Origin of the sequence: Leucobacter sp. MMO-125 (assembly GCF_037148395.1) — a bacterium.
Classification (GTDB): Bacteria; Actinomycetota; Actinomycetes; order Actinomycetales; family Microbacteriaceae; genus Leucobacter.
Genome location: NZ_JBBCTL010000002.1, coordinates 498244 through 524476 on the forward strand (window position 1 = coordinate 498244; position 26233 = coordinate 524476).

23 protein-coding genes and 1 tRNA gene are annotated in these 26233 nt (G+C 65.5%); 17 read left to right on the forward strand and 7 right to left on the reverse strand.

Annotated features, from left to right (window positions below):
• On the reverse strand, positions 1-3963 hold the full coding sequence (locus WFI54_RS06970) for an efflux RND transporter permease subunit (protein WP_336652064.1): 3963 nt from the start codon (positions 3961-3963) through the stop codon (positions 1-3).
• Between the two features lie 55 nt (positions 3964-4018).
• On the opposite strand from WFI54_RS06970, the gene WFI54_RS06975 reads away from it, so the two are divergent.
• Positions 4019-5314, forward strand: coding sequence for a DUF445 domain-containing protein (locus tag WFI54_RS06975; protein ID WP_336652065.1), 1296 nt, complete (start codon positions 4019-4021; stop codon positions 5312-5314).
• Positions 5315-5320: 6 nt separating this feature from the next.
• Here WFI54_RS06975 and WFI54_RS06980 read toward each other — a convergent pair whose 3' ends face one another.
• Complete coding sequence (locus tag WFI54_RS06980; RefSeq protein WP_336652066.1) at positions 5321-5956, reverse strand: hypothetical protein; 636 nt, start codon at positions 5954-5956, stop codon at positions 5321-5323.
• Between the two features lie 129 nt (positions 5957-6085).
• Between WFI54_RS06980 and WFI54_RS06985 the strand changes: the two genes are divergently transcribed.
• The gene (locus WFI54_RS06985; RefSeq protein WP_336652067.1) at positions 6086-6292 is read left to right on the forward strand and encodes a DUF3073 domain-containing protein; all 207 of its coding nucleotides are present in this window, start codon (positions 6086-6088) and stop codon (positions 6290-6292) included.
• A gap of 75 nt (positions 6293-6367) precedes the next feature.
• On the opposite strand, the gene WFI54_RS06990 is transcribed toward WFI54_RS06985, so the two are convergent.
• From WFI54_RS06990 to WFI54_RS07000, 3 genes are all read right to left on the reverse strand, one after another.
• A complete protein-coding gene (locus tag WFI54_RS06990) occupies positions 6368-7111 on the reverse strand; it encodes a phosphoglyceromutase (protein ID WP_336652068.1) in 744 nt (247 codons plus the stop codon).
• A gap of 44 nt (positions 7112-7155) precedes the next feature.
• Positions 7156-8277, reverse strand: coding sequence for a CAF17-like 4Fe-4S cluster assembly/insertion protein YgfZ (gene ygfZ / locus WFI54_RS06995; RefSeq protein ID WP_336652069.1), 1122 nt, complete (start codon positions 8275-8277; stop codon positions 7156-7158).
• 207 nt (positions 8278-8484) lie between these two features.
• Complete coding sequence (locus tag WFI54_RS07000; protein ID WP_336652070.1) at positions 8485-8787, reverse strand: hypothetical protein; 303 nt, start codon at positions 8785-8787, stop codon at positions 8485-8487.
• A gap of 148 nt (positions 8788-8935) precedes the next feature.
• On the opposite strand from WFI54_RS07000, the gene WFI54_RS07005 reads away from it, so the two are divergent.
• Genes WFI54_RS07005 through WFI54_RS07020 form a run of 4 tightly spaced genes read left to right on the forward strand, consistent with a single transcriptional unit; the run spans position 8936 to position 13709 of the window.
• A complete protein-coding gene (locus WFI54_RS07005) occupies positions 8936-9610 on the forward strand; it encodes a winged helix-turn-helix domain-containing protein (RefSeq protein WP_336652071.1) in 675 nt (224 codons plus the stop codon).
• Positions 9611-10573 carry a mycothiol synthase gene (gene mshD, locus WFI54_RS07010; RefSeq protein WP_336652072.1) on the forward strand — a complete coding sequence of 321 codons (963 nt, stop codon included), beginning with the start codon at positions 9611-9613 and terminating at the stop codon, positions 10571-10573.
• A complete protein-coding gene (locus tag WFI54_RS07015; RefSeq protein WP_336652073.1) occupies positions 10570-12696 on the forward strand; it encodes an RNA degradosome polyphosphate kinase in 2127 nt (708 codons plus the stop codon). The genes mshD and WFI54_RS07015 overlap by 4 nt, the downstream gene beginning before the upstream one ends.
• The gene (locus tag WFI54_RS07020; protein ID WP_336652074.1) at positions 12693-13709 is read left to right on the forward strand and encodes an NUDIX hydrolase; all 1017 of its coding nucleotides are present in this window, start codon (positions 12693-12695) and stop codon (positions 13707-13709) included. Before WFI54_RS07015 ends, WFI54_RS07020 begins: the two co-directional genes overlap by 4 nt.
• Before the next feature lie 7 nt (positions 13710-13716).
• Here the strand turns inward: WFI54_RS07020 and WFI54_RS07025 are convergent, their stop codons facing one another.
• Positions 13717-14703, reverse strand: coding sequence for a LacI family DNA-binding transcriptional regulator (locus tag WFI54_RS07025; protein ID WP_336652075.1), 987 nt, complete (start codon positions 14701-14703; stop codon positions 13717-13719).
• Between the two features lie 155 nt (positions 14704-14858).
• On the opposite strand from WFI54_RS07025, the gene WFI54_RS07030 reads away from it, so the two are divergent.
• From WFI54_RS07030 to WFI54_RS07055, 6 genes are read left to right on the forward strand one after another with little or no spacing between them, the layout of a single operon-like run.
• Positions 14859-15731 carry an ABC transporter substrate-binding protein gene (locus WFI54_RS07030; RefSeq protein WP_336652076.1) on the forward strand — a complete coding sequence of 291 codons (873 nt, stop codon included), beginning with the start codon at positions 14859-14861 and terminating at the stop codon, positions 15729-15731.
• Positions 15728-16831 (forward strand): amino acid ABC transporter permease, encoded by a 1104-nt coding sequence (locus tag WFI54_RS07035; protein WP_336652077.1) that lies wholly within the window; start codon positions 15728-15730, stop codon positions 16829-16831. Before WFI54_RS07030 ends, WFI54_RS07035 begins: the two co-directional genes overlap by 4 nt.
• A gap of 4 nt (positions 16832-16835) precedes the next feature.
• Positions 16836-17579 (forward strand): amino acid ABC transporter ATP-binding protein, encoded by a 744-nt coding sequence (locus WFI54_RS07040; protein ID WP_336652078.1) that lies wholly within the window; start codon positions 16836-16838, stop codon positions 17577-17579.
• A gap of 35 nt (positions 17580-17614) precedes the next feature.
• Entirely contained in the window at positions 17615-18391 is a 777-nt protein-coding gene (locus tag WFI54_RS07045; protein WP_336652079.1) for a type 1 glutamine amidotransferase, read from the forward strand.
• On the forward strand, positions 18388-19770 hold the full coding sequence (locus tag WFI54_RS07050) for a diaminopimelate decarboxylase (protein WP_336652080.1): 1383 nt from the start codon (positions 18388-18390) through the stop codon (positions 19768-19770). Before WFI54_RS07045 ends, WFI54_RS07050 begins: the two co-directional genes overlap by 4 nt.
• The gene (locus WFI54_RS07055; protein ID WP_336652081.1) at positions 19767-20489 is read left to right on the forward strand and encodes a type 1 glutamine amidotransferase; all 723 of its coding nucleotides are present in this window, start codon (positions 19767-19769) and stop codon (positions 20487-20489) included. The genes WFI54_RS07050 and WFI54_RS07055 overlap by 4 nt, the downstream gene beginning before the upstream one ends.
• Here the strand turns inward: WFI54_RS07055 and WFI54_RS07060 are convergent.
• Positions 20476-21720, reverse strand: coding sequence for a CapA family protein (locus tag WFI54_RS07060; protein ID WP_442918649.1), 1245 nt, complete (start codon positions 21718-21720; stop codon positions 20476-20478). The two genes, WFI54_RS07055 and WFI54_RS07060, sit on opposite strands and share 14 nt — an antisense overlap.
• A 153-nt stretch (positions 21721-21873) precedes the next feature.
• On the opposite strand from WFI54_RS07060, the gene pstS reads away from it, so the two are divergent.
• From pstS to WFI54_RS07085, 5 genes are all read left to right on the forward strand, one after another.
• Entirely contained in the window at positions 21874-22968 is a 1095-nt protein-coding gene (pstS, locus tag WFI54_RS07065; protein ID WP_336652083.1) for a phosphate ABC transporter substrate-binding protein PstS, read from the forward strand.
• Between the two features lie 149 nt (positions 22969-23117).
• Positions 23118-24056, forward strand: a complete 939-nt coding sequence (pstC, locus tag WFI54_RS07070; protein WP_336652084.1) for a phosphate ABC transporter permease subunit PstC — start codon at positions 23118-23120, stop codon at positions 24054-24056.
• A gap of 2 nt (positions 24057-24058) precedes the next feature.
• Positions 24059-25138, forward strand: coding sequence for a phosphate ABC transporter permease PstA (pstA, locus tag WFI54_RS07075; RefSeq protein WP_336652085.1), 1080 nt, complete (start codon positions 24059-24061; stop codon positions 25136-25138).
• A 51-nt stretch (positions 25139-25189) separates the two neighbouring features.
• The gene (gene pstB, locus WFI54_RS07080) at positions 25190-25969 is read left to right on the forward strand and encodes a phosphate ABC transporter ATP-binding protein PstB (protein ID WP_336652086.1); all 780 of its coding nucleotides are present in this window, start codon (positions 25190-25192) and stop codon (positions 25967-25969) included.
• 187 nt (positions 25970-26156) lie between these two features.
• A tRNA-Lys gene (locus WFI54_RS07085) sits at positions 26157-26231 on the forward strand.
• Positions 26232-26233 lie beyond the last annotated feature (2 nt).

Sequence of the window (26233 nt, forward strand, 5' to 3'; positions counted from 1 at the left end):
CTATCGCCCGCTCTCGTCTTCGGGTCGTTCCTCAGCAGTGTCGGCCTGATCCGCGATCTCGGCTTCGGCGCGTGCAGCATCAGCATCGGCGCCAGCCCCTTGCGCAGCTGCTTCGACTTCTTGGGTGGCCTCCCACATGAGCTGCTCCCAGTTCAGCTCGCCGGTCACCGGAGGTGCCGCGGCGGGTGCACCAGCACCCGTCTCGTCCTCGCGAGAGGCATCGTCAACGGAGCCCCCTGCGGAGTCATCCGCCACACCACCCTCGGAGTCGAGCGTGGGGTCGTCGTCGGCGAAGCCAAGCTCGGAGAGCGCCAGCGACATCTGCGCGGTCGCGGGGCTCCCCGCCTCGTCGGTGTCGGTCGCAAGATCCACGCCCGTCGCGTCTGCAGCCGGGAGTGCGTCGGCTGCGCCGACGGCGTCGGCACCAGGCTCGACGCTCGCGTGCTCGGCCTCTTCTAATCCGCCGCGCTCAGCCACCTCGGGTGCTGACAGCCCCACCCGCATCAGTTCGCTGAGAATCGCGCGCTGCGTGTCTGCGTCGGCAGGGGTCGGTACCGGGGCCGGCACCGGCGCAGGCGTCTCGAGCTCGTCACCCTCAACTGGGCTCTCGGCAGCCTCCCCACCGGGATGCTCCGGTTCGGGTGCCGCTTCAGCAGCGTCGCCCTCGGCGAACAGCTCGATCAGCTCCTCAGGCGACTCGGCGGGGTAGCCCGTCGTGGCCTCGCGCGTGGCCTCGGCTCCGAGCACGCCCACGGTTCCCACCGATCCGACAGCCCCGGCGAACGCGAGCGCATCAGCTCCCCCGGCCGCAGCTGCCCCAGGGGTGCGCTGCGGGCCACGCCGCTTCGGGCCGCGACCTGAACCGCGGCGAGGCCCACCGCGACCCTCCCGCCGCCGCTCCACCGCGTAGTACAGCGTGGGCAGCACGATGAGCGTGAGCACCGTCGACGACAGCAGGCCACCGATCACCACAACCGCGAGCGGCTGCGAGATGAACCCGCCCTTACCGGTGATGCCGAGCGCCATGGGGGTGAGCGCCAGAATCGTCGCGAGCGCGGTCATCACAATGGGGCGCAGACGCTGCAGAGCGCCGTGTTCAACGGCGTCGAGCAGGGCATCCCCGCGGGCCCGATACTGGTTGACGAGGTCGATCAGCACGATCGCGTTCGTCACCACGATGCCGATCAGCATGAGCACGCCGATCAGCGAGGCGACGCCGAGCGGGATGCCCGTCGCGATGAGCAGCAGGATCGCGCCGGTAGCTGCGAACGGCACCGAGATGAGCAGCAGCAGGGGCTGCAGCAGGCTGCGGAAGGTCGCGACCATCACCACGTACACGATGAGGATCGCGGCGAGCAGGGCCAAGCCGAGCTGTTTGAAGGCCTCAGATTGCTGCGCCATCACACCGCCGATGGAGGCGGTGGCCCCCGCAGGCAGCTCCACGGTGTCGAGGGCGGTGTTCACCGCGGCACTTGCCACGCTCAGGTTGTCGCCCTCGGGCAGCGCCGACACGGTGACCATGCGCACACCGTCTTCGGTGCGAACGGTCACGGGGCCGTCGGCGATCTCGATGGTGGCGAGGGAGTCGAGTTGTGCTGGCCCGACTGCCGTCATGATCGGCAGGGCGGCGACGCCAGCCTGATCGGTGGGGGCGGTGCCCTCAGCAAGGTAGATCGACACACTGTCGGCGTCCATCGTGATCTGGCCGACGGGGCGCGGCTGCATCTGCTGCGCAACCTGGCCAGCGACCGCGGCCTCGGTGAGGCCCGCAGCGGCAGCGGCATCGCGATCCACGGCGACGCGCAGGAAGGGGCGCGAGGCACCCAGATCGCTCTCGACCTGGCGCAGGCCGGACTGCTTCTTGAGCTCGGCGAGCACGACGTCGCTCGCCTGGGCGAGGGTCTGCTGGTCTGGCGCTGAGACGTTGACCTCGATAGCGCTCGACGTGGTCGCCCCGCCGCCCGACTGCCCCAGTGAGAACTCACCCGCGTCATCGAGGCCGTCGACAGCCGTGAGGATATCGTCCTGGGCCTTCGACTGATTGGCGTCGGGGTCGGTGGTGATCGAGTAGCTCACCGAACCGTCGCCGCCGCCTCCAAAGAGCGCGCTCATCCCGCTGCCGCCGCCGATGGTCACCTGCACGGTCTGCACGGCGTCGACATCTGCGAGCGCACCCTCGACGCGTTCTGCCTGCGCGAGCTGCGCGTCGAGGCTGGTGCCGGGGGCGAGGGTCTGCACGAGCCCGATCGAGTTCTGCTCATCTTCGCCCATGAAGTTCGTCTTCATCAATGGGCTCAGCGCGACGGTCAACCCGAACACTAGTACCGCGGTGAGCAGGGTGACCGCCGGGCGCTTCAGCGTCCAGTCGATCACGGGGCGGTACCAGCGTTGCAGCGCGGTGAGGGGCGCAGTGGCAGGCTGCGGATCGCGGCTCGTCGAGAGCTCGGCACTGCGAGGCCGCCGATCCGCTCGCAAGAACCAGTACGCGAGCACCGGCACGATCGTGAGCGAGACGAGCAGCGAGGCGACAAGCGCGATGGTCACCGTGAACGCGAAGGGGCGGAACAGTTCGCCCACCATGCCGTCGACGAACGCCATCGGCAAGAACACGGCAACTGTGGTGACTGTCGACGCGGTGATCGCCCCAGCAACCTCCCGCACGGCCTCGATGATCGACTTCGCCTTGTCGGCGCCGGGCACGAGGTGCCGCTTGATGTTCTCGATCACCACGATCGAATCGTCGACCACGCGACCGATCGAGATGGTGAGCGCACCCAGCGTGAGCATGTTGAGCGTGTACTCGGCGAAGTTAAGGCCCACGAAAGTGAGCAGCACCGAGGTGGGGATGGAGATCGCGGTCACCAGGGTCGCTCGCACCGACATCAAGAAGACGAGGATGACGAGCACCGCGAACACGAGACCGAGCAGACCCTCGGTGGTGAGGGTGTGGATCGACTGCTCCACGTAGGGCGCCTGGTCGAACACGACGGTGAGCTGCGCTCCGCCGAGCTGATCCTGCAGCTCATCGAGCTTCTGCTGCACCGCGTGCGAGACGTCGACGGTGTTCGCGGCCGACATCTTGGTGACGGCGATGGTGAGGGCCGGCTCCCCGTTGATGCGGGAAATGCTCTGCTCGGGGCCAGGTTCGAGGCGCACCTCTGCGACGTCGCCGATAGTGAGGGGCGCCCGCTGATCGGTGTCGGGGTCGTAGCTGCTCGTGCCGGGAAGCGGGATCGCGGCGATGTCTTCGACAGAGCCGAGTGCCGTGCCCGCCTGCACGGCGAGCGTGCGATCACCCTCGGTGATAGTGCCGGCCGCCATGAGCACGCCGCTCTGCTGCAGCGTGTCGGCGATGGCCTGCGAGCTGAGGCCGTTCTCGGCGAGTGCTCCCGCGTAAGGGGCAATCGTGATCCGCTCCTCGCGGGCACCGGTGAGCTGCGCGTCGCGCACTCCGTCGAGATCACTGATCTCGGGGATCGCCACGCGGTCGATCAGCTGCGCGGCTTCTTCCGGCGTCTGCCCTGCCGCCGGCGTGACCGCGATCTGGATCACGGGGAAGTCGTCGATACTGCCCGACATCACCTGCGTGTCGGCGGTTTCGGGAAGGATCTTCGAGATGCGGCTGATGGCACGCTCGACCTTTTGCTCCGTCACGGTGAGGTCGACGCCGTAGGTGAACTGGGCGACGACCATCGACGAACCCGTGCTCGATGTCGCCGTCGAGCTTTCAAGCTGCGGCACCGCGCGCAGCGCCGTTTCGATGGGGCCGGAGACGTCGTTGTTGACGACCTCTGGCGACGCCCCGGGGTAGCTGGTGACCACCGCAATCGCCGGGAACTGCACGGACGGCATCAGCTCCTGTTTGAGGGAGCCAACGCCGATGAGCCCGAAAACCGCGGCGACAATAGTGACAAGCGCGATCAACGCGCGGTTCTTCAGGCTGAGCGCCGTGAGAAGGTGCATGAAGTCTATTCTTTCATGCGGCGTCGCAGTTCCCACCGTGGAGGATAATACTGAGATGCCGTCGTCTCGCACCCGCCGCACCCTGGGGGCCGTCTCCCCCGCAGACTTCGAACGGCTCGCCGAGCTGCGTCGCATGCAGCGCCTCGCCGTCGCACTGCTCATCGGCATGGCTGTCGTGTTCGTCATCTCGTTCGCGCTGCAGACCCACTACCCGTGGCTCGGTTACGTTCGGGCGGCGAGCGAGGGCGGTATGGTCGGTGCGCTCGCCGACTGGTTTGCCGTTACCGCGCTCTTCAGGCATCCGCTCGGGCTGAAAATTCCGCACACCAACCTCATTTCAAGCAAGAAAGACGACATCGGCGCTGGGCTGGGTGCGTTCGTCGAAGAGAATTTCCTCGCCGATGACGTCGTGCACGACAAGCTCGCGGGCATCAGCGGTGCACGGCACGCCGGCGAGTGGCTGTCGCAACGCCCCAACGCCGAGCGCGTGGGCGACATGGTGACGAGCGCCAGCCTCGGCGCTTTGACGGTGCTCGACGACAACGATGTGCGAGAACTCATCGAACTGCTCGTGCGACGGCACGTCGTCGAGCCGGAGTGGGGGCCGCTGCTCGGGCGCACAGCGGAGTCGTTCGTGGCCGGCGGGCACCAGCAGGCGCTCATCGACATCGCAGCCTCGCGGGTCGAGGAGTGGCTGGTCTCGCACCCGGAGGCCTTCGACCGTGTGATCTCCTCGCGGCTTCCCTCCTGGGTGCCGAGCATCGTCGATCGCTTCGTCGATGACCGCCTGCACGCCGAAACGGTGAAGTTCGCGCAGCGGGTCGGTGCCGATCCTGAGCATCCGTTCCGTCTCGCAATTGCGCGGTTCCTGGCGGATCTCGCACGCGATCTGCAGCAGCAACCGCGTCTGCAGCAGCAGTTGGAGGCCTTCAAGCACGAAATTTTCGACAGCCCGCGCATCAGGGCTGTCGCGGCGAGCACTTGGGATACCGCTCGCGCAGCGCTCGTGTCGATGCTGGAAGACCCGCAGAGCGAACTGCGCACGCGGATCATTTCAGCGTTGCAGGATTTCGGCAACAAGCTGCTCGACGATCCGACACTGCAGTACAAGATCGACGTGTGGGTGATGGGCGTCGTCGAGCACCTGGTGCGCAATTACCGCGGAGATATTGCGGGCGTCATCACCGAGACCGTGCAGCGCTGGGATGCCCAGGAAGCTGCCGAGAAGATCGAGCTACAGGTGGGCAAGGATCTGCAGTTCATCCGCATCAACGGAACCGTCGTGGGCGCGCTCGCCGGTCTTGCGATCTACACGGTGGCGACGCTGGTGATCGCGCCGCTCGCGCACTGAGGCGGGCTACTTCGCGAAGGCCACCGGCAGCAGCATGTCCTGCACCCGGTCTCTTGCAGCGGTGTGGTCGGCTCGGGTGGCGATCGCGCAGCGCGTCTCGCGGCAGTCGAGGCCGTCGACCGACGCCTCAGGAACGGTGAGCTTCGTGGTGAAGGCACCCTTCTGGGGGTCATTGTAGCGCTGAGTAGCGAAGGCCTGCCACGCCCAGTCGTCAGTGATCCACACGCTCGACAGCGCTGAAGTATCGGCAGTGCCCTCCTTCGCGCCCTCGGGAATACCGCCGAGGCACGGCCCGGGCTTGCCGCCTTCCTGCTGCGGAATCGCGCAGATCCCCACGTATATGCCGATTCCGGTATCAAAGCCGCTGCCGCGCACCACGAGTTGTTTGCCCGGGCGCAGCTCATCGAGAGCGACGGGAGTTCCGTCTGCCGCTTCGACACTCAGTTCGCGCAGGCGCCCATCCGCACCTTCCGCGGTCGTCTGCGAGACGAAGGTGTCGGGCACCTGCTGTCCCGATCCGCCTGCGCTCTGATGGGTAAGAATCGGCAGCAGCACGGCGAGCGCACCTGCCAGAACGAGCACTGCAATCACCAAAATGATGATGAGCAGAATCCTGGTGGCACGGGGGCGACGGGAGGTCATGCCTTCATCGTAATGGGCGCGCTTCGAAGCGCGTGCAATCTGCTAGAATCTGCTCCATACGTCTATTTGTATAAGTACCTGCCTCGCGGAAGATTGCCCGCGAGGCCTGAATGTGTAAGGGGGTCACGCATGGGGCGCGGCCGTCAGAAGGCAAAGCACACCAAGGTCGCCAGGGAGCTGAAGTATTTCAGCCCCAACACCGACCTTTCACAGCTTCAACGTGAACTCGCTCAGAGTTCGCACCACGGCTCCGATGAGGATGCCTGGGAAGAGTACGCCAGCAAGTACAACGCTGACGACGAGGACGACTCCTCCGACGAGCGCACCGAACGCTGATCCGACTCGCACTCGGAATACACGAAAGGGCCCCTCTCGCGAGGGGCCCTTTCGTGTACGAGCCGAGTCTCTCCGTCAGTGCTTGCCCTGCGCGGCTACCGCAGCAGCACCGGCCGCAGCGGCCTCGGGATCAAGGTAGCGACCAGCGCCGGCGGGCGTGCCATCCTCGGCGATGTCGTAGACGAGCGGCATCCCCGTGGGAATGTTGAGGCCCGCAATATCGGCGTCCGAGATGCCCTCGAGATGCTTCACGAGGGCGCGCAGCGAGTTGCCGTGAGCGGTCACCAGCACGGTCTTACCCGCGTTGAGATCGGGCAGGATCTCACCCTCCCAGTAGGGCACCAGACGCTCGACCACATCTTTCAGGCACTCCGTGCGCGGCTGCTCACCGTCGATGCCGGCGTAGCGCGGATCGTTCGCCTGCGACCACTCGCTCGAATCATCGAGCGCGGGCGGCGGCGTATCGAAGGAGCGACGCCACTCCATGAACTGCTGCTCACCGTACTTCTGCAGCGTTTCGCTCTTGTCGAGCCCCTGAAGCGCACCGTAGTGACGTTCGTTCAGGCGCCATGAGCGACGCACCGGAATCCACAGCCGATCGGCGCTGTCGAGCGCCAGGTTGGCCGTCTGGATAGCCCGGCTCAGCACCGAGGTGTGCAACACGTCGGGCAGCACGCCCGACTCGGCGAGCAGCTCACCAGCGCGAGCAGCCTCGCCGCGCCCCTGCTCAGTCAGTCGCACATCCACCCAACCGGTGAACAGGTTCTTCTGGTTCCAGTCGCTCTGCCCGTGACGGAGCAGGATCAGCTTGTTCGTCATGCTTCCAGTCTATGAGGTAACCGGTGGCCGCCGTGGCGGCCGCATCAGAGCCGCTTGAGCCTTGGAATTTCGCGCGTGGCCCCGGCATCGGATGGCACGATCGCCTCCTGGGCTGCGGCGATCCGCTCCTCAGAATCAGCAAGTGCCACCTCAAGGGCGGCATCCTCCGGCAGCGCGCGCTTCAGCAGGGCGAGTGCGATGCCGCCCCACTCGTGGTGCAGCGCTGCCCGAGTGACCCGCCCCACCGGGCGTGCTTCAGGATCGCGCGCTTCGCCGGGCTCGGGCGCACGGTAGACGTGCGCGCCCGCGATAGGCAGCTCACCGCCGGAGCCGTCGAGATGCAGCATTGCGAGACGCCGGGGCGGATGCCCCAGGTTGTGCACCTTCGCCACGGTCTCCTGCCCGCGATAGCAGCCCTTCGTGAGGTGCACTGCCGTGCGCAGCCAGTCGAACTCGTGCGGAATCGCACGCTCGTCAACATCGGCGTGCTGCGCCGGGCGCCAGGCCCGCACTTCCAGCGCTTCAAGTGCGAGCAGGCCCGCGGGGCGCAGCGCACCCTCGCGCAACAGCGCGGCAACGGCGGGCAGATCCTCGCGAGCGAACACGAACTGCGACACCGCCCAGCCCTCGGCCGCGTGCCCCGCAGCCCTCGCATACTGCACACCGCCCGCGGTCACAGCTGCCCACGGATCCTGCCACTCGGCCGAGGGAGACAGTGCGCGCAGCGCAGCCGCCGCCGGCCCGCCACCGGTGAAGGCGAGCACCGTCGCATACTCGGCAGAGACGTCGTGCACCTCGACGCGCAGCGCGAAGCGCATGCGCTGCAAGAACGCCGCGAGCGGCTCAGCTGACCCCTCATCGACGAGCAGCCAGCTGCGCTCTCCATCATCGACGATGCGGATCGCGCGCTCGATGCGCCCGTTCGGGTCGAGCAGCAGGGTTTCAGTGCTCTCGCCAGGGCGCAGACCCAGCAACTGCTGACTCGTCATCGAGTTCAGCCAGCTCAGGCGATCGGGGCCCGAAACCGTGATGACTCCGCGGTGCGACACATCTACGACAGCGGTGCCCGCTTCGAGGGCGCGCTGCTCGGGCAGCGGCTCGCCGTAGTGGGCCGCCACGCCAGCCGGATCCGCAACGGCACCCGGAAGATCCAAGAACGACGACATCAGCACCTCCTGCTCACGCATCGAGCAGCGAGCAGGTGATTAGCGCTGCCCCTTGAAGAGCTTGTAGACGACAGTGCCCGAGATCCACGCGATCGCGACACCTGCGAGACCGAGGAGACCGAGAAAGAAGAGTTCGAGAGCAAGAAGCATGCCGCCAGTCTATTACACCCTGCCGGCATGCCCGCCTCCGCGACAACAACCGGGGCGTTAGGCGAGCAGCAGCCCGATCACATCGATCACCGCGATCAGTACCACTGAGCCAGCCACACTGAACGAGACGCGAGTGATGAACCCCTCGCGCTGCGCCGTGCCCAGTTGCAGTGCGAAAGTGACGAGCGTGCTCGCCCCCACAGCGAATGCGAGCCACGCGAAGCGATCATCGTGCGGCACCAGCAGCGTCACGAGCGCGCCGATGAGCGCCGCCACAGCCCACGCGATGATCATGCGCGGAAAGTGCCACGACTGCACATCGGGCATCTCCGGGGCGTCAGACTGCACGGGCTCACTCACGCCCCCTATTCTTTCACAGCGCCCGCCACCACGGGCCGATGCGAGGCCACGCCGGCATAGGACAGCCGAAATCACCCCGAAACTGCGACGAAACAGTGCCCGCAGTACTATGGCCTCGGGTCGAACGAACAGCGGAGGGAGGCGGTCCATGCAGCTGCTCTGCCTCGCCGATCGCGATCCCGCCGATTCCCTGCCGGCCCTCGACCTGCTGCCCCACGAGGTGCGCACCTCGCCGCTGTCGCTGCGGGTGCCCGAGACGATGGCGGCCCGCTTTGACGCGATCCTCGTCGACGGCACGCTCGATGCGCGCCGCGCCCGCGCGGCCTGCCTGGCACTCGCGGAGGGCGTGGAGACGCCGCGCGTGGTGATCCTCCCCGAACTCGCGCTCACCGCGCTCACCCCCGAGTGGGGCGTGAGCGAACTGCTGCTGCCCACAGCCAGCCCCGCCGAGACCGAGTTGCGCCTGCGACTCCTCGGCCGTCCGGCTTCGGCCGCTGCCGCTCCCCCGCCCGCGGTCCAGGCCGCGGGCGTTGTCATTGACGAGTTCAACTTCACTGCGCGGCTGTTCGGCCGCCCGCTCGATCTGACCTACAAGGAGTTCGAGCTGCTGCACTTCCTCGCGGGGCACCCCGGGCGGGTGTTCACCCGTGAGCAGTTGCTCGGCGAAGTGTGGGGAACCGACTACTTCGGCGGCACGCGCACCGTCGACGTGCACGTGCGGCGCCTGCGGGCGAAGCTGGGCGAGCACGAGGGGCTCATCAGCACGGTGCGGGGTGTGGGGTACGGCTTTGCGCGAGCCCGTGTCTCAGCAGAGGAGGAGTAGATGTCTGCACGTCTCACAGTTGCGGAGGGTGCCTCCGATGCGGCACTCGCCGAGGCTCGTGCGCTGATCGCCGAGGCTGAGGCCCACGACGGCGCATCGCCGGTATCGGATCAGGCAATGCTGGCAGCGGCGCAGGGCCAGCGCGTGCTGCTGCGGTTCTCGGAGGCTGCAGGTGAGGCGGGCGAAGCTGTCGCAGCTGTCGCGCCTGTGGCGGTTGGGATCGTCGGGCAGGGCGAGGTCGATCTCGCGGTGCGGCCCGACGCGCGGGGGCGCGGCGTCGGATCGGCCGCGCTCGCGCAGACGCTCGCGCGCACGAACGGCGAACTGCGCGCCTGGGCTCACGGCGAGAATCCTGCTGCGGAAGCGCTGCTCGCGCGAGCAGGCTTCGCGCCGGTGCGCACGCTGCTGCGCATGGCGCTCGATCCGGCGCTGCTGCCCTCCGATGGGCGCGATCCGCTCGCCCTGCAGGCGCCAGCCGGTCTGCGGTTGCGCGCTTTCGATCCCGAGCAGCCAGCCGATGCCGCGGCGTGGGTGCGAAGCAATGCGGCCGCATTCGCATCGCATCCCGAGCAGGGGCGGATCACGGAGGCTGATTTCGCGCTCATGCGTCAGGAGCCGTGGTTCGAGCCGGACGACCTGATCCTGCTCGCCGAGGAGCCGGGGCCTGAGCTTGCTGGATCCGTCTGGATCAAGACGGTGCGCGGTGAAGAGGGCGTCGAATGCGAGCTCTACGCCGTGGGGGTGCGGCCTGAGCAGGCCGGCCGCGGGCTCGGGCGGCTGCTGCTCGATGTGGCGCTCGTCCGTATGGCGCAGCACGCGCCCACACGGGTCACGCTGTACGTCGATGGCGAGAACGAGCGCGCGGTGCGCCTCTATGAGCACGCTTCGTTCACCGTCGATTCACGCAGCCGTCAGTGGGCGAGAGCGGCTTCGTCAGGGGTCGATGACACAATGGACGCATGACCGAAGACACCCGAGAGATCACCGTCGATCGAGCAGAGCTGCCCGCCGACAGGTACATCGATCGCGAGCTGAGCTGGCTCGCCTTCAACCAGCGCGTGCTCGAACTCGCTGAAGATCCCGGGGTGCCGCTGCTGGAGCGCGCCAATTTCCTCGCCATCTTCGCTTCCAACCTCGACGAGTTCTTCATGGTGCGCGTCGCGGGCCTCAAGCGACGCATCGTGACGGGGCTCGCGCTGCCCACCAACGTGGGCCGCTCCCCCAACGATGTGCTCTCCGACATCAACCGCACCGCCTACGAGCTGCAGCTGCGCCACGCCCGCTGCTTCCGCGATCAGGTGCAGCCGGCGCTCGCCGAGGCCGGCGTGCGCGTGGTCGACTGGGAACAGCTCGACGCCGCAGACCGCGCCCACCTCACCGACTACTACGAGCAGCGCATCTACCCGATCCTCATGCCGCTCGCGGTCGATCCCGCGCACCCGTTCCCGTACATTTCGGGCCGCGCCCTCAACCTCTCGATCCGGGTGCGCAACCCGCGCACCGAAAAGGTCGAGTTCGCGAGGCTCAAGGTGCCGCAGATGATTCCCCGCTATGTGCGGGTGGATCAGCGCGAAAGCATCGACGATGTGCGTTTCATCGCGCTCGAAGAGCTGATCGCTAACCAGCTCGACGGCCTGTTCCCGGGCATGGAGGTGCTCGACCACCACGTCTTCCGCGTCACCCGCAACGAAGACATGGAGATCGAGGAAGATGAGACCGAGAACCTCATCCAAGCGCTCGAGAAGGAGCTGCTGCGCCGTCGCTTCGGCCCGCCGATCCGCCTCGAGATCTCCGACGACATGGACGAAGCCACCCTGGGGCTGCTCGTCACCGAGTTCGACATCGACGAAGAGCAGGTCTACACGCTGCCCGCACCGCTCGACCTCAGCGGGCTCTTCGCACTGTCAGGCATCCGCCGCCCCGATCTCAAGTTCAAGCCGCACATTCCGGTGACGCATCCGCAGTTCCGCACGAACTCGCCCAGCGAGAAGCCTGACGTGTTCGGCGCGATCGCCCGCCGCGAGGTGCTGGTGCACCACCCCTACGAGTCGTTCTCCACGAGCGTGCAGGCCTTCGTCGAGCAGGCCGCAACCGACCCTGATGTGCTCGCCATCAAGCAGACCCTCTACCGCACCTCCGGCGACAGCCCCATCGTCGCCTCGCTCATCAAAGCGGCCGAGGCCGGCAAGCAGGTGCTCGCGCTCGTCGAGGTGAAGGCTCGCTTCGACGAAGAAGCCAACATCACGTGGGCCCGCAAGCTCGAGCAGGCGGGCGTGCACGTCGTTTACGGCCTCGTAGGTTTCAAGACCCACTGCAAGCTCGTGCACGTGATCCGCCAGGAGCAGGACCGTCTCGCCCACTACTGCCATATCGGCACCGGCAACTACAACCCGAAGACCAGCCGCATCTACGAAGACTTCGGCCTGTTCACCTCGTCGCCCGAGGTAGGCCGCGACGTCACCAAGCTGTTCAACGTGCTGTCGGGGTATGCCATCGAAACCGACTACGACAGGCTGCTCGTCGCACCACTGCAGCTGCGCAGCGGTCTGCTCGAACGCATCGAACGCGAGGCTGAGCACGCGCGCGCCGGCCGCCCCAGCGGTATCAAGCTGAAAGCCAACTCGATGGTCGATGAGGCCATCATCGACGCGCTCTATCGCGCTGGCCAGGATGGCGTGCCCATCGAGATCTGGGTGCGCGGCATCTGCTCGATCCGCGCCGGTGTGCCGGGGCTCTCCGAAAACATCAGGGTGCGCTCGGTGCTGGGCCGTTACCTCGAGCACTCCCGCATCTACGCCTTCGAGAACGCCGGCGAGCGCGAAGTGTTCATCGGCAGTGCCGACCTTATGCACCGCAACCTCGACCGTCGCATCGAGGTGCTCGTGCGCATCGAAGATCGCGAGCACCTGGCCCGCATCGACCGTTTCTTCGCCTTCGCGTTCAGCGACGATGTATCCTCCTGGCGCATGCTGCCAGACGGCAGCTGGCAGCGCCGTGTCGTGAGCGAGGAAGGCGAGCCGCTGCCCGATCTGCAAGACCTCGTCATGCTCGACCGCACGGAGGCCCGCTCCCGGAGAAGCCGTTGAGCCCCACCGCCACGAAGAAGCGCCCCAAGAAACGCGAGGCGCCCGTCAGCACAGTTGCCAAGCCGAGCGAGGTGCTGGCAGCGGGCACCGTCTGTTGGCGGCGGGTGTACGACGAGCACGGCGATCCGCGCGTCCTGGTGCTGCTCATCCACCGCGCCAAGCAACGCGACGTGTCCTTCCCGAAGGGCAAGCTCGACCCCGGCGAGAGCATGCCGCAGGCGGCAGTGCGCGAGACCTGGGAAGAAACCGGCTATCTGGTGCGTCTCGGCGTCAACCTCGGCACGATCCACTACGCGCTCAGCGGCGGCCGCTCGAAGACGGTGCAGTACTGGGCGGCGAAGGTCACCGCAAAGGCCGAGGCGAGCGCCAAGTTCGTGCCCGGCGACGAGGTGCAGGCCATCGAGTGGGTGCCCGCAGAAGAGGCGCGCGAGCGCCTCAGCTACGCAGCCGACCGCGAGCTGTACGACGTGTTCCTGCAGCTCGCCGAGCACGACCTGGTCGACACCTTTTCGGTGACGCTGCTGCGGCACGCGAAGGCCGAACCCCGCAGTGCAGCCTTCCCCGTCGATCACCTGCGCCCGCTCGCCGATGACGGCGAAGCGCAGGCCGAGACCCTGGTGCCCATGCTGCAAGCCTTCGGCCCGCGCCGTATCTACTCCTCAACGGCGACGCGCTGCCTGTCGACAGTGGCACCGCTCGCCGAACGCCTCGGAAAGCGAGTGCGGGCGAAGCGCTCGCTCAGCCAAGACAACTGGGACGAAGGCGACCTCAGCTCGCTGCGCAAACTCGTCGCGAAGGTTGTGGGGCGCGGTCGCAACACGATCCTCTGCAGCCACCGACCCGTGCTGCCTGATCTCGCGCGCGAACTGGCACTCGCCACCGGCAGCCCGCAGGGCCGCTACCTCGCTGAGGCGGCCGCGCTGCCCCCCGCCGGATTCTCAGTGCTGCACTTCTCGCGCAGCCGCCCCGAGGCTGGCATCGTGGCAGTCGAGACCTACCCCATCAAGCACTGAATAGAGTTCAGCCTCGCAACGACATGGGGAGGAGGACGTCCTCCGCGTCGCGGCCTTCGAGCATTTGTACGAGGGTGCGCACGCACTGTCGACCCGATTCGAGCGGATCGAGCGCGAGTGAGATCAGGCGGGGGTCGACTGCGGCATCGAGTTCCTCGCTCGCTACGGCGATGGCCAGCTCATCGGGCACCGTGATACGCAACTCTGAGGCAGCTGCCAGCGCCGCTCTTGAATACGTACCGTTGACGCAGTAGAGACTGTCGAAGCTCTCTCCCGCCCCGTTCAAGAGAACACGAGCGCCGTGAATCGGCGATTCTCCCTCCCCGAGCACATACTGCACTGGGGTATGTCCATGTGCCGCGCACCATTCCTGATACACCTGCTCGGAGAGATCCGTATACAGGTCGCGCGAACACCCGCGAAAGAACGCTGGGCGTCCCGCACCACGGCGCTTGAGCTCATCAAGGGCCAACGGGAGCCCCGTCACTATGTCGGTACGCACCGAGCGCAGGCGACCCGGCGGTGGCGTTCCGAGATAGCCTCCCTCGGCGATCACCGCGATGCCTTCGGCAAGCGCCTGAGCGACTGTGGGATCGCCAGGTTGCGGGTCCACCACGATAATCCCGTCGAGGGAGAGCCTGTCAACAAATGATCCATCAGCTTCGACTTTCAACGCCGTGACGGTGTAACCGTGCTCGAGCCCTTCCATCGCTGCACCAGCAATGATGCCGTGATAGTAGGGCAGGTAGGTACGCTCCCAGATCGGCGTATCTCCGTGCAACACTGCTACCCCAATAATGTTGGTTCTGCCAGATCGAAATACTTTGCTGATCCATCCGGGCTTATAGCCGAGCCGCTCCCCTTCCCGTAGCACTCTTTCTCGGGTGGCCTGAGCAACCTCTCCCTTGTCGTTGTAGACCAGGGATACCGTCGCTGGGGATACGCCAGCAGCCAGTGCCACCTCTCGGATAGTGACTTTCCGGGGTGCGCTCATGTGATCGATACTCCGGGGTCGTGGGACAACTTTCCGATGGCCGGTCGGCAGTCGGCATCCGATGTAGCTCAGCGAATTGACAACGCGGCGATGACCTGAATACTATCAGGGCGAACCTAAACCGGTTTAAGTACCGTACATCTGAGAGGTATTCAATGAAGAATCACGTCCTGACGAGCCTTGCCCTCACCGCGACCGCCGCCGCACTCCTTACCGGTTGCAGCGCCGCATCCGACACCGCCGAAAGTGAAGCCAAGCCTTACGGTGACTGCGAAGTCACGGGAACCGCAGGCGAGTTCAGCCTCGACACGCTCACCGAAGGCACGCTGACCGTGAAGGCTGATCTGCCGAGCAAAGGTTGGTACAACGGCGACACTGTAGAGTCCATCACCGACGGTGTCGACTACTGCATCCTCGCGAACATCGCTTACCGTTCAGGCATCAAGAACATCGATCTGAAGAACGCATCTTTCGATGGCCTGATCGCGGGCAAGGCCGGCGACATGGATCTCACCCTCAACCAAATCACCATCACTGACGAACGACGGAAGATCTTCGACTTCTCCGAACCATACTTCTCGTCGACCGCTGGCATCGTCGTCCCCCAGGGCTCAACCATCACTGAAGACACCATCGCCGAAGCGAAAATCGGAGTCAAGCAGGGCACGACCGAGCAGATTTTCGTGGACGAAGTACTCAAGCCGACACAGCAGGTTTCAGTCTTCCCCGGCGACGCTGAGCTCGATGCGGCCGTCGCGGCCGGTCAGATCGATGCCGCAGTGCAGGATCTCAGTGTCGCTCTCGGTGCAGCCAATGCTTCAAACGGACGGATCGAAGTAATCGGACAGTTCGATAGTGGCCAGCAAATGGGGGTACTCCTCCCGAAGGACTCACCCAACACGGCAGTCATCAGCGACATCATCATGCAGATGCGCGAGGACGGCACCATCGACGCACTCGCCTCGAAATATCTCAGCGCCGCATACGGCACCGATCCGACCGACATCCCCGTGTGGAGCACCAAGTGACTCTAAGCTCGGCAACCCGCCCAATCCGCATCCGCGAACGGATCACCTCCGATCGCGACTCCTCTGGCACTGCGCTTCTCGTCGGCGCACTCTGCTGCCTCCTCGCCACGGCGTCCGCAATTCTCTCTGCCCTCACTCTTCCCGGCGCAGCCGAGGGAATCTGGCGCGTCACCATTGGCCTCGCACTGTGGGGACTCGTCGGCCTGGCCGTGCTCGCTGGGCTCCCGGTGCTCCGCGGCCTCGCGCATCGGCGCGCGGCCAGCGAGGCCGCATCAGCAGGCCGGAGCACCCAGGCACGTGCGTTCCGCTTCCGCGCGACTCAGTCTGGTTGGATCGCGGCCGGTTATGCTCTGCCACTCCTCGTGATCGTCGGATTCGCCCAGTTCCTCGGAGCGAATAACCATGCTGTGCAGACGACCTTTTTCGACGTGCCGTTCATGCTCCAGAGCATCGGTGACGTTGCCGTTGGATTCTGGCAGAACGTGCAGATCGCCGTGCTCGCTGAGATCCTCGTGCTCATCTGGGCAATGGTCATTGCCCTCGCCCGTATCATGCCGGGGCGCGCCGGGCGCCCGATCCGCTGGCTCGCGACCGCGTATATCGACGCGTTCCGTGCAGTACCGTCGATCATCGTTATCTACCTCGTCGGTTTCGGTTTGCCGCTCGCCGGTATCCCATTCTTCAGCGAACTCGGCCCGCTCTGGTCTTCTGTGCTCGCGCTCACACTCACCTACGGTGCCTACGTCGCCGAGGTGTACCGCTCAGGCATCGACGGGGTGCATTGGTCACAGGTCGCTGCGGCTCGTTCGCTCGGCCTGAGCTACGGGAAGACCATGCGCTTTGTCGTAGTCCCCCAGGCCGTGCGAAGAGTGATGCCGCCACTACTTAACGATTTCATCGGGCTTCAGAAGGACACAGCGCTCGTCACCATCATCGGTACGGTCGATGCCTTCACACAAGCAAAGATCCTCGCAAACAACTACTTCAATCTCTCGTCCGTGACGGTCGTAGCCATCCTGTTCATCATCATCACCATTCCGCAGACCCGGTTCGTCGACCGGCTGATCGAGCGCGACAACCGCGCCAAGACGAGGGGATAAGCGCATGGCGTTTCTCGAACTCAATGACGTCCAGAAGTCCTACGGCGAGCATGCAGTGCTCCGCGGCATTGATCTCCACGTCGAGGAGCACGAAGTGGTCTGCCTCATCGGAGCCTCTGGCTGCGGCAAATCCACTCTGCTCCGCACCATCAATGGCCTCGAAGAGATTCAAGGAGGGGACATCGTACTCGACGGGGAGTGCATCTCCGGCGAAGGCGTTGACCTGGACCGACTCCGCACCCGCATCGGCATCGTGTTCCAGAGCTTTAACCTGTTTCCACACATGACCGTACTCGAAAATGTCACGCTCGGCCCTCGGCGCGTACTGGGCGTAAAGCCAGTGGAAGCCGACGAGTACGCACGGAAGCTCCTCGACCGTGTCGGACTCGCGCACAAGGCGGACGCCTATCCAGATCAGCTCTCCGGCGGGCAGCAGCAGCGCGTCGCTATTGTGCGAGCCGTGGCAATGAACACCGATGTCCTCCTGCTTGATGAAATCACCTCTGCCCTCGACCCCGAGCTCGTCGCCGAGGTGCTGAGCATCGTGAAGTCACTCGCCGCCGACGGCCTCACCATCCTCATGGCGACCCACGAGATGAACTTCGCCCGCGAAGTCGCCGACTCGATCGCGTTCCTTCATGAGGGCCGTGTGCTCGAACAGGGCCCTCCCGAGCAAATCTTCGGCGAACCCCAGGAAGCCCGCACCCGCGAATTCCTCGGCCAGATCATTGCGGCAGGACGGCTGTGAGCGCCCCGCAAGACACAGCGACGAGGTCTCCGAATATGTTCGCGTCCGCTGCCCGATCATCATCATCATCATCAGCTGCAAAGGTACTCGTCGTGGAGCATGAGCACGATGCCGGGGCCCAACGTCTTGGCGCCGTACTCATTGAATCGGGTGCCGAACTCACTGTGGTTGGACCGGACGCGGGGGCCGCCATACCGGAAACACTCGACGACTTCGATGCTCTTGTCGTACTCGGCGGAACCCCTGGCCCGAATGACGATGCGGTCGCTCCCTGGCTGCCAGCGACCCGCGCACTCGTATCCGAGGCGCTTCGGCATGAAATCCCTTACCTTGGCGTGTGTCTCGGCGCACAAATCCTCGCTGTCGTGGCCGGTGGAACAGTGTCTACGGCAGCGCAACCGGAGGTCGGCCTTGCTGCATTCGCCCTCACTGATGCCGCGGCGGGCGACCCTCTCCTCGACGGACTCGATCGACTCGAATGTGCCAACACCGCCTCGCCCCTTCGTGCGCTCCAGTGGCATTTTCTCGAAGTAACCCAGCTCCCCACGGGGAGTACCGCCCTAGCGAGCAACCAGGCCTGCCGTAACCAGGCCTTCCGCGTAGGGTCATGCGCGTGGGGCGTTCAGTTCCATCTCGAGGCAAACTCGGAAACCGCGAGCGCCTGGGCCACTCCCGAGCGTTCACGCCCTGAGCTCGCGGCGCATGGGCTCACTGCAGACGGCATCATCTCCGAGATGCTCGCGCATGAAAGCCACCTTTCGAGGACCTGGGGCACGCTCACTCGACGTTGGCTGGCACTGGTGCAGAAATGAACGAAACTGAAACCGGGCCGACCTTTAGAGGACGCGCCATATCTGCCGCGATCCGCACCGGACGGCTCTCATCGGAGAGCGCACCGCTCGCAGCATTCGTGGACCTCGATGGGCTCGAAGCGAACGTGCAAGCACTTGGCAGAGCCTTTTCCCGCGCACTTCCTCCTGGCACCCCAGTGCTCCATGCCTTCGCCGTAAAGGCACACAGCGAAATACCAATGCTCAGGGAGCTCCACGACATGGGCATGGGTTGCGAGGTGGCGAGTGAAGGCGAGTTGGCTCAGGCGCTCGCCGCCGGGGTGCCTCCGCACATGATCGTCTTCGACTCGCCGGCGAAATCACGGAGCGAGCTGGTGTGGGCGATCTCTACCGGGGTATCCGTGAACGCCGATAGCTTCCAGGAGCTCGACAGGATAACCGAGATTCTCAGCTCCGCCGAGGAGCGAACCTCGGACAGCTGCAATCCAGCGGTCCCCGGCGAAGCGCGCGGATCGGTGTTCGGAGTGCGTATCAACCCGCAAAGCGGGCTCGGAGCGATCGCCGCGATGAGCACCGCAGGCACACACTCGAAGTTTGGTATCCCGTTGCGCGACTCAGGCAACCGCGAACGCCTCGTCAGTGCATTCCTCAACCGACCGTGGCTCAGTCGGGTTCACGCTCACGTAGGATCACAGGGGGTGCCCGTCGCTCTGGCGGCAGACGGCATCGCAGCGATCGTTGAGTTCGCGGATGAGGTGAACCGGCGCGCCAAGCGGTCTCAGGTCACTTCGATAGACATCGGCGGCGGCATCTCTGTCGATTTTTCGCGAGAGGACCCGTTCACCGACTGGGACGGCTATGTGAAAGAACTTCGCGAACGAGTGCCACGGCTTTTCAGCGGAGAATTCGGGATCATCACAGAGTTCGGCCGCGGTGTACTAGCGAAGTTCGGCTGGATCGCCGCGTTCGTGGAGTACACGAAGGTAGCGGACGGCCGCGCTATTGCGATTACACACGCCGGCGCCCAAGTCGCTACACGGACCACGTTCATGCCAGAAGCCTGGCCGATTCGCGTGGAAGCACGAGACCCTCAAGGGGCACTCCTCACTGGAGCACCGGTAATGAGCGACATCGCCGGACCGTGCTGCTTCGCTGGCGACCTCGTGGCGAGCGAGCGCCCGCTCCCGCCCATCACACCTGGGGACATCGTCACGCTCCTGGACACCGGTGCCTATTACGCCTCAACCGGGTTCCGGTATAACTCGCTGCTCGAACCCGGCATCTACGGAATCCGCCGCTGCGGCGACGAGCTTAGTTTCTCAACAATCCGCGCACCTGAGACACTCGAAACGCTGCTCACTCGCACACCACTCTCCTCGCAAGAAAAGGGTCAGTCATGAACTGTGTGCTTGTCATTCAGAATGAGGCCGATGCGGGTCTCGGCCAGTTTTGCGGACGCCTCGAAGCCGCCGGATTCGAGGTGCGGCTGGTGGGTGCCGGAGTCGCAGACGCCATGCCTGCTGGGCTCAACGGAGTGTGCGGATTGATCATGCTCGGTGGCTCACCCGCACCCGATGACGACGCGCGAGCTCCATGGCTGCCCCAGGCGCGTCGACTCGTCGCCGAAAGCGTCGAGCGCAGAATCCCCTATTTCGGCGTGTGTCTCGGCGCTCAAGTGCTTGCGGTGGTCGCCGGCGGTCGCGTTGCTCCCGCCGACACGCCCGAACTCGGACTCGTCACGCTCTCCCGAACCGATGCAGCATTGAATGATCCCGTATTCTCGGCACTCCCACTCAGCTTTTCCGCCGTGGAGTGGCACTTCGACGAGATCACGAGGCTCCCTCCCAACGCGCAATCAGCCGCAACAAGCCCGGCCTGCTCCAATCAAGCCTTCCGAGTCGGAGAATACGCCTGGGGAGTCCAGTTCCACCCCGAACTGCTTGCTAACGGCTTCGCTGCATGGGCAGATGCGGCGCCCCACGCATTCGCCCGGACGCGCTCAGAACCAATCGTGCTGGGCCGACACATCAGCGACGCAGAGGCCGAACTGCAACGCACCGGGGGGTCCCTGTTCGACCGCTGGATCGCAATCGTCAAGCAACAGCTCACTCCTGTGTGATGAGCCACTCCCGGGCGCCCGAGTCGGCTGCTCCCATCGCGTTGGCCGTGGCGCGGGTGCGCTCCAGAACGCCCGCATCGATCTCGGGTGACTGGCAGACGCCCTGCGGCTGATCCGGCATCACCGAGCACCACTTGTAGCGGCCGTCCTGCATGTTCGTCGCGGCGTTCCACGCGAGATCGTTCGTGACCCATGTGCCGTCGGGCTGCTTCGCGAACTGCACGCGCGCCATCAGAAACTCGTTGTTCACCCGCTGCGCAGGCGGCGCAGACTCGCTGATGGTGTTGCCCGTGCCGTACAGGATCCACTTCCCGTTGTAGCTCTCGAAGGGCTGCACTGCGTGTGCATGATGCTGATAGACGAAGTCGAATTGGCCGCTGTCGTGCAACTGGTGGGCGAGCTCGATCTGACCACCGGTGGGCTCCGACCAGTACTCCTCACCGATGTGCTGCAGCCCGATCACGATCTCGGCACCCATCTCGCGGGCCTTCTGCGCTTTCGCGATAGCCCGCTCAGGATCCACCCGCGGCTCCTGTTCCCGGTAGTCGACCTGCCAGTCGTAGTCGGCGTAAAGCCCGTTGAGCGAGAACGTCGAGGTGATGACCGCGACCTTCACGCCGTTCGCCTCGACAATGAGGGGCACGTCGCGCTCCCCTTCGGCACGGTACGAACCGGTGTGTGCGATACCCGCCTGGTCGAGCACGTCGAGGGTGCGCACCAAACCCTCCGTTCCCTGGTCGATCGTGTGGTTCGACGCAGTCGTGCACACGTCGTAGCCGACGTTCTTCACCGCGGCGGCGAGCTCAGGCGGCGTGCTGAACGCAGGGTAACCGGCGTAGGGGCCACCGACGGGAGCCAAAGGGGTTTCCATCTGGCAGATCGCCAGATCGGATCGGTTGAGATACGCGCGCTGCCCCTCAAGCAGCGGCACGAAGTCGAAGTTCTGCCCCGCCTCATTCGTGGGAATCGCGTACTGACTCCACAGCCCCTCGTGGAACAGCAGATCACCCGAGACTGCCACGCTCACGCAGTGGTCGGTGGGGCACGCCGGCCCCACGCCGGGCTTCGGCTCCGGGGTTGGCTCCGGGGTCGCGGTCGGCTTGGGGGCCGTCGTTGGTTTCGGATCCGCTTCCGGTTCTGGGGCGCAACCCACCAGGCCCACCCCGCCGGCGAGCACCGCGAGCGCCGCCCCAAACACCGCGATTCGTCTCTTCCCAGTCACCCGCCCCATGCTACCTGCCATGCCAGACCCCGCCGAGAGCACTGCGAGTTCACCCGCTGTTCACCTGCTGGCAGACCAGGGGACACGAAGGCTCCCTAGCGTGGAGGTGTGGCCGTTCGCGGTCATTCCCTCACCTCAGATCGAGATTGGAATCTACTCGCCGTGAAGCTTTCAGCATTCGCAAAGGTCGCCGCCATCGGCGGTATCGCCGCACTCACCCTCACCTCGTGCGCCGCGAACGAGGGCGCACCGGCCGAGGGCGACGCCCAGGCTTCGTCGCTCACCGGCACCCTTGTGGGCGGCGGCGCGTCGTCGCAGGGCTCGGCTCAGGAGGCTTGGGTTGCCGGCTTCCAGACCGCGCACGCCGATGTCACCGTGAACTACGATCCCGCCGGCTCGGGTGCGGGCCGCGAAACCTTCCAGCAGGGTGCCTCCGCCTTCGCCGGCAGCGACCGCGCGTTCAAGACCGATGAGATCACCGCCGGCCCCTTCGACAGCTGCGCCACCGACGCCGTCGTCGAGTTCCCCGCGTACATCTCCCCCATCGCCGTCATCTTCAACGTCGACGGTGTCGATTCTCTGAACCTCGACGCGGCCACCATCGCAAAGATCTTCAACGGCACGATCACCAATTGGAACGATCCCGCGATCGCCGGCCAGAACCCCGACGCCACGCTGCCGGACCAGAACATCACCGCCGTGCACCGCTCCGACGAGTCGGGCACGACCGGCAACTTCACCGACTACCTCTCCGCAGCAGCACCCTCCGACTGGACCGTGGGCTCGATCGAGAGCTGGCCGACCGAGTTCGGCGGCGAGGGCGCCCAGGGCACCTCGGGCGTCGTTGAGGCAGTCACCAACGGTGTCGGCACCATCGGCTACGCCGATGCTTCGCGCGCCGAGGGCCTCGGCACCGTCGCGATCAAGGTCGGCGAGGAGTACGTCGAGTACTCGCCCGAGGCCGCAGCCGCGATCGTCGACGCCTCCTCTGTCGAGGAAGGCCGTGGCGAGCACGACATCGCGATCAAGCTCGACCGCACCAGCACCGAGGCGGGCGTCTACCCGATCGTGCTCGTCAGCTACCTCATCGGCTGCGAGGAGTACAAGGACTCGGCCAACACCGAGCTCGTCAAGGAGTACTTCGGCTACATCGTGAGCGAAGAGGGCCAGAAGCTCGCGGCCGAGGCCGCCGGCAGCGCCCCCATCTCGGCCGATCTGCGCAGCAAGATCGAGCCCGCGATCGCGGCCATCAAGTAACGCCTTCCTGTGTCAGGCTGGAGGGAGTCGTCAGCCTGCGCGAACATGAGCGAGTCGCAGGGTCCGAGTGATCCTGCGACTCGCTCCTCGCGCGGCCGACGCTCCCCCAGCCCGCACCTCCTCCCGCACACCCCAACCCAGGAGCCCGAGTGACCTCCACCTCCGCCACGTCCAAGCCCGTGCTGAGCCTCGGCGACCGCATCTTCTCGCGCTCCGCGGTGTTCGCGGGCAGCATGATCCTCGTCACCCTGGCGGCGGTCGCGATCTTCCTGATCGCGCAGAGCCTGCCCGCCTTCGTCGCGACGAACGAGTCGGCCTCGCTGCTGACCGACAATTTCTGGTCGTATGTGTGGCCGCTCGTGTTCGGCACGGTGTGGGCCGCGGTGCTGGCGCTGGTGATCTCGCTGCCGCTGGCGATCGGGATCGCGCTCTTCATCTCCCACTACGCGCCCCGCAAGGTCTCCGCAGTGCTCGGCTACGTCGTCGATCTGCTCGCCGCTGTGCCGAGCGTCGTCTTCGGCCTGTGGGGCATCGGGGTGCTCGCCCCCGCAGCACAGCCCGTGTTCGTCTGGCTCAACACCTACCTGGGCTGGATCCCCTTCTTCAGCGGCACCGTCTCGGGCACGGGCCGCACCATCCTCACCGCGGCGATCGTGCTGGGCGTCATGGTGCTGCCGATCATGACCGCGATCTGCCGTGAGATCTTCCTGCAGGCCCCCGTGCTGCACGAGGAGGCGGCGCTCGCGCTCGGCGCGACGCGCTGGGAGATGATCCGCCTCGCCGTGCTGCCCTTCGGTCGACCCGGCATCGTGTCGGCTGCGATGCTCGGCCTGGGTCGCGCCCTCGGCGAGACGATGGCCGTCGCGATGGTGCTCTCGGCGACGGGACTCGTGAGCTTCCGTCTGCTCACCAGCGAAAACCCGTCGACAATCGCCGCGAACATCGCCCTCTCCTTCCCTGAGGCCTACGGAGAGAACGTCAACGTGCTCATCGCCACCGGTCTCATCCTCTTCATCGTCACCTTCCTCGTCAACGCTGTCGCCCGCTGGATTGTGAGCCGCCGCGCCGAGTTCTCTGGAGCCAACTGATCATGGCACTCACCGTTCGCCCCGTCTCCTCAGGTTCCGTGCTCACCGGCAATCGGCTGCCGAAGGCCGCGCCGTGGATCATCCTCGCGGCGAGTCTCGTCGTGTCGCTCGCCCTCTTCGGCCTGCTCTCGTCCGCGAACGGCAGCGAGTTCAATCTCGTCGGTGCGGTGCTCGTCGGCCTGATCCTGCATCTCGTGACCACGACCATCATCTCCGCCGCTGTCGAGGGCCGCCGTCAGGCCACCGACCGTTTCATCACGAACCTCGTCACGGGCGCGTTCCTGCTCGCAATGGTGCCGCTCATCTCCGTGGCGATCACGGTGGTGAGCAACGGCGTCGCACGCCTCGACCCCGAGTTTTTCAACTCTTCGATGCGCAACGTCACGGGTGAGGGCGGCGGCGCGCTGCACGCGATGGTTGGCACGCTGTTGATCACGCTCGCAGCGACGATCATCTCGGTGCCGCTGGGCCTGATGACCTCCATCTACCTGGTCGAGTACGGTCGTGGCCGGCTCGCGAAGACGATCACCTTCCTCGTTGATGTGATGACGGGTATCCCGTCGATTGTCGCCGGCCTCTTCGCCTACGCCGCGTTCGCGCTCTTCCTGGGGCCGGGGGTGCGCATGGGCATCATCGGCGCTGTGGCGCTGTCGGTGCTGATGATCCCCGTCGTGGTGCGATCGAGTGAGGAGATGCTGCGCCTCGTGCCCAACGAACTGCGCGAGGCGTCGTACGCGCTGGGTGTCTCGAAGTGGCTGACGATCATGAAGGTGGTGCTGCCCACCTCTATCGCGGGTATCACCACGGGCATTATGCTGTCGATCTCCCGCGTCATCGGCGAGACCGCACCGCTGCTCATCACCGCCGGCTTCACCGCAAGCATGAACTACAACCTCTTCAACGACCGCATGCAGTCGCTGCCGGTGTACGTGTACACGCAGTTCGCCAACCAGGGCAACCCCGCGTGGGCCTTCCTGGAGCGCGCCTGGGCTGCAGCGCTTGTGCTCATCCTCATCGTTATGGCGCTCAACCTCGTAGCCCGCTTCGTCGCGAAGAAGTTCTCGCCCAGCACCGGGCGCTGACCCGCAGCCCGCCTCAGTCTTACTCCACCGTCTCAGAACCAAGGGAACGCAATGTCCAAGCGCATCGAAGTCAACGATCTCAACGTCTACTACGGCAGCTTCCTCGCTGTCGAGGGCGTCTCCATCAACATCGAGCCGCGCAGCGTCACCGCCTTCATCGGCCCTTCGGGCTGTGGCAAGTCGACCTTCCTGCGCACCCTCAACCGCATGCACGAGGTGATTCCCGGCGCTCGTGTCGAGGGCGAGGTGCTGCTCGACGGTGACGACCTGTATGGCCCGGGTGTAGACCCGGTGCTGGTGCGCCGCCAGGTGGGTATGGTGTTCCAGCGCCCCAACCCGTTCCCCACGATGTCGATCCGTGAGAACGTGCTCGCCGGCGTGAACCTCAACAACCGCCGCATTTCGAAGAGCGACGCCGATGAGCTTGTGGAACGTTCGCTGCAGGGCGCGAATCTCTGGAACGAGGTGAAGGATCGCCTCGACAAGCCCGGCTCAGGCCTCTCGGGCGGCCAGCAGCAGCGTCTCTGCATCGCCCGCGCTATTGCGGTCTCCCCCGAGGTGCTGCTCATGGATGAGCCCTGCTCGGCGCTCGACCCGATCTCGACGCTCGCCATCGAAGACCTCATCGATGAGCTGAAGCAGGAGTACACGATCGTGATCGTGACCCACAACATGCAGCAGGCCTCGCGTGTCTCGGATCGCACCGCGTTCTTCAACATCGCGGGCACCGGTAAGCCGGGCAAGCTGATCGAGTACGACGACACCTCGAAGATCTTCTCCACCCCGTCGGTGAAGGCTACCGAAGACTACGTCTCGGGCCGATTCGGGTAAACCCTCGCGGCTGTTCACGAACACCGAAGCCCCGTTCCGCAGCTCATCTCAGATGAGCATGGAACGGGGCTTTTGCGATGGTGGCGGATCGCGGATCAGCCTGCGGTGTTCTTCTGTTGGCGCGAACACGGTGTCGGCGCGCCTCCGCAACGGCACCCCGCACGAATCCGGTAAGCTAGCTGAGTTGGCCCCTATAGCTCAGCGGTAGAGCTACGGACTTTTAATCCGCAGGTCGTAGGTTCGATCCCTACTGGGGGCACCACA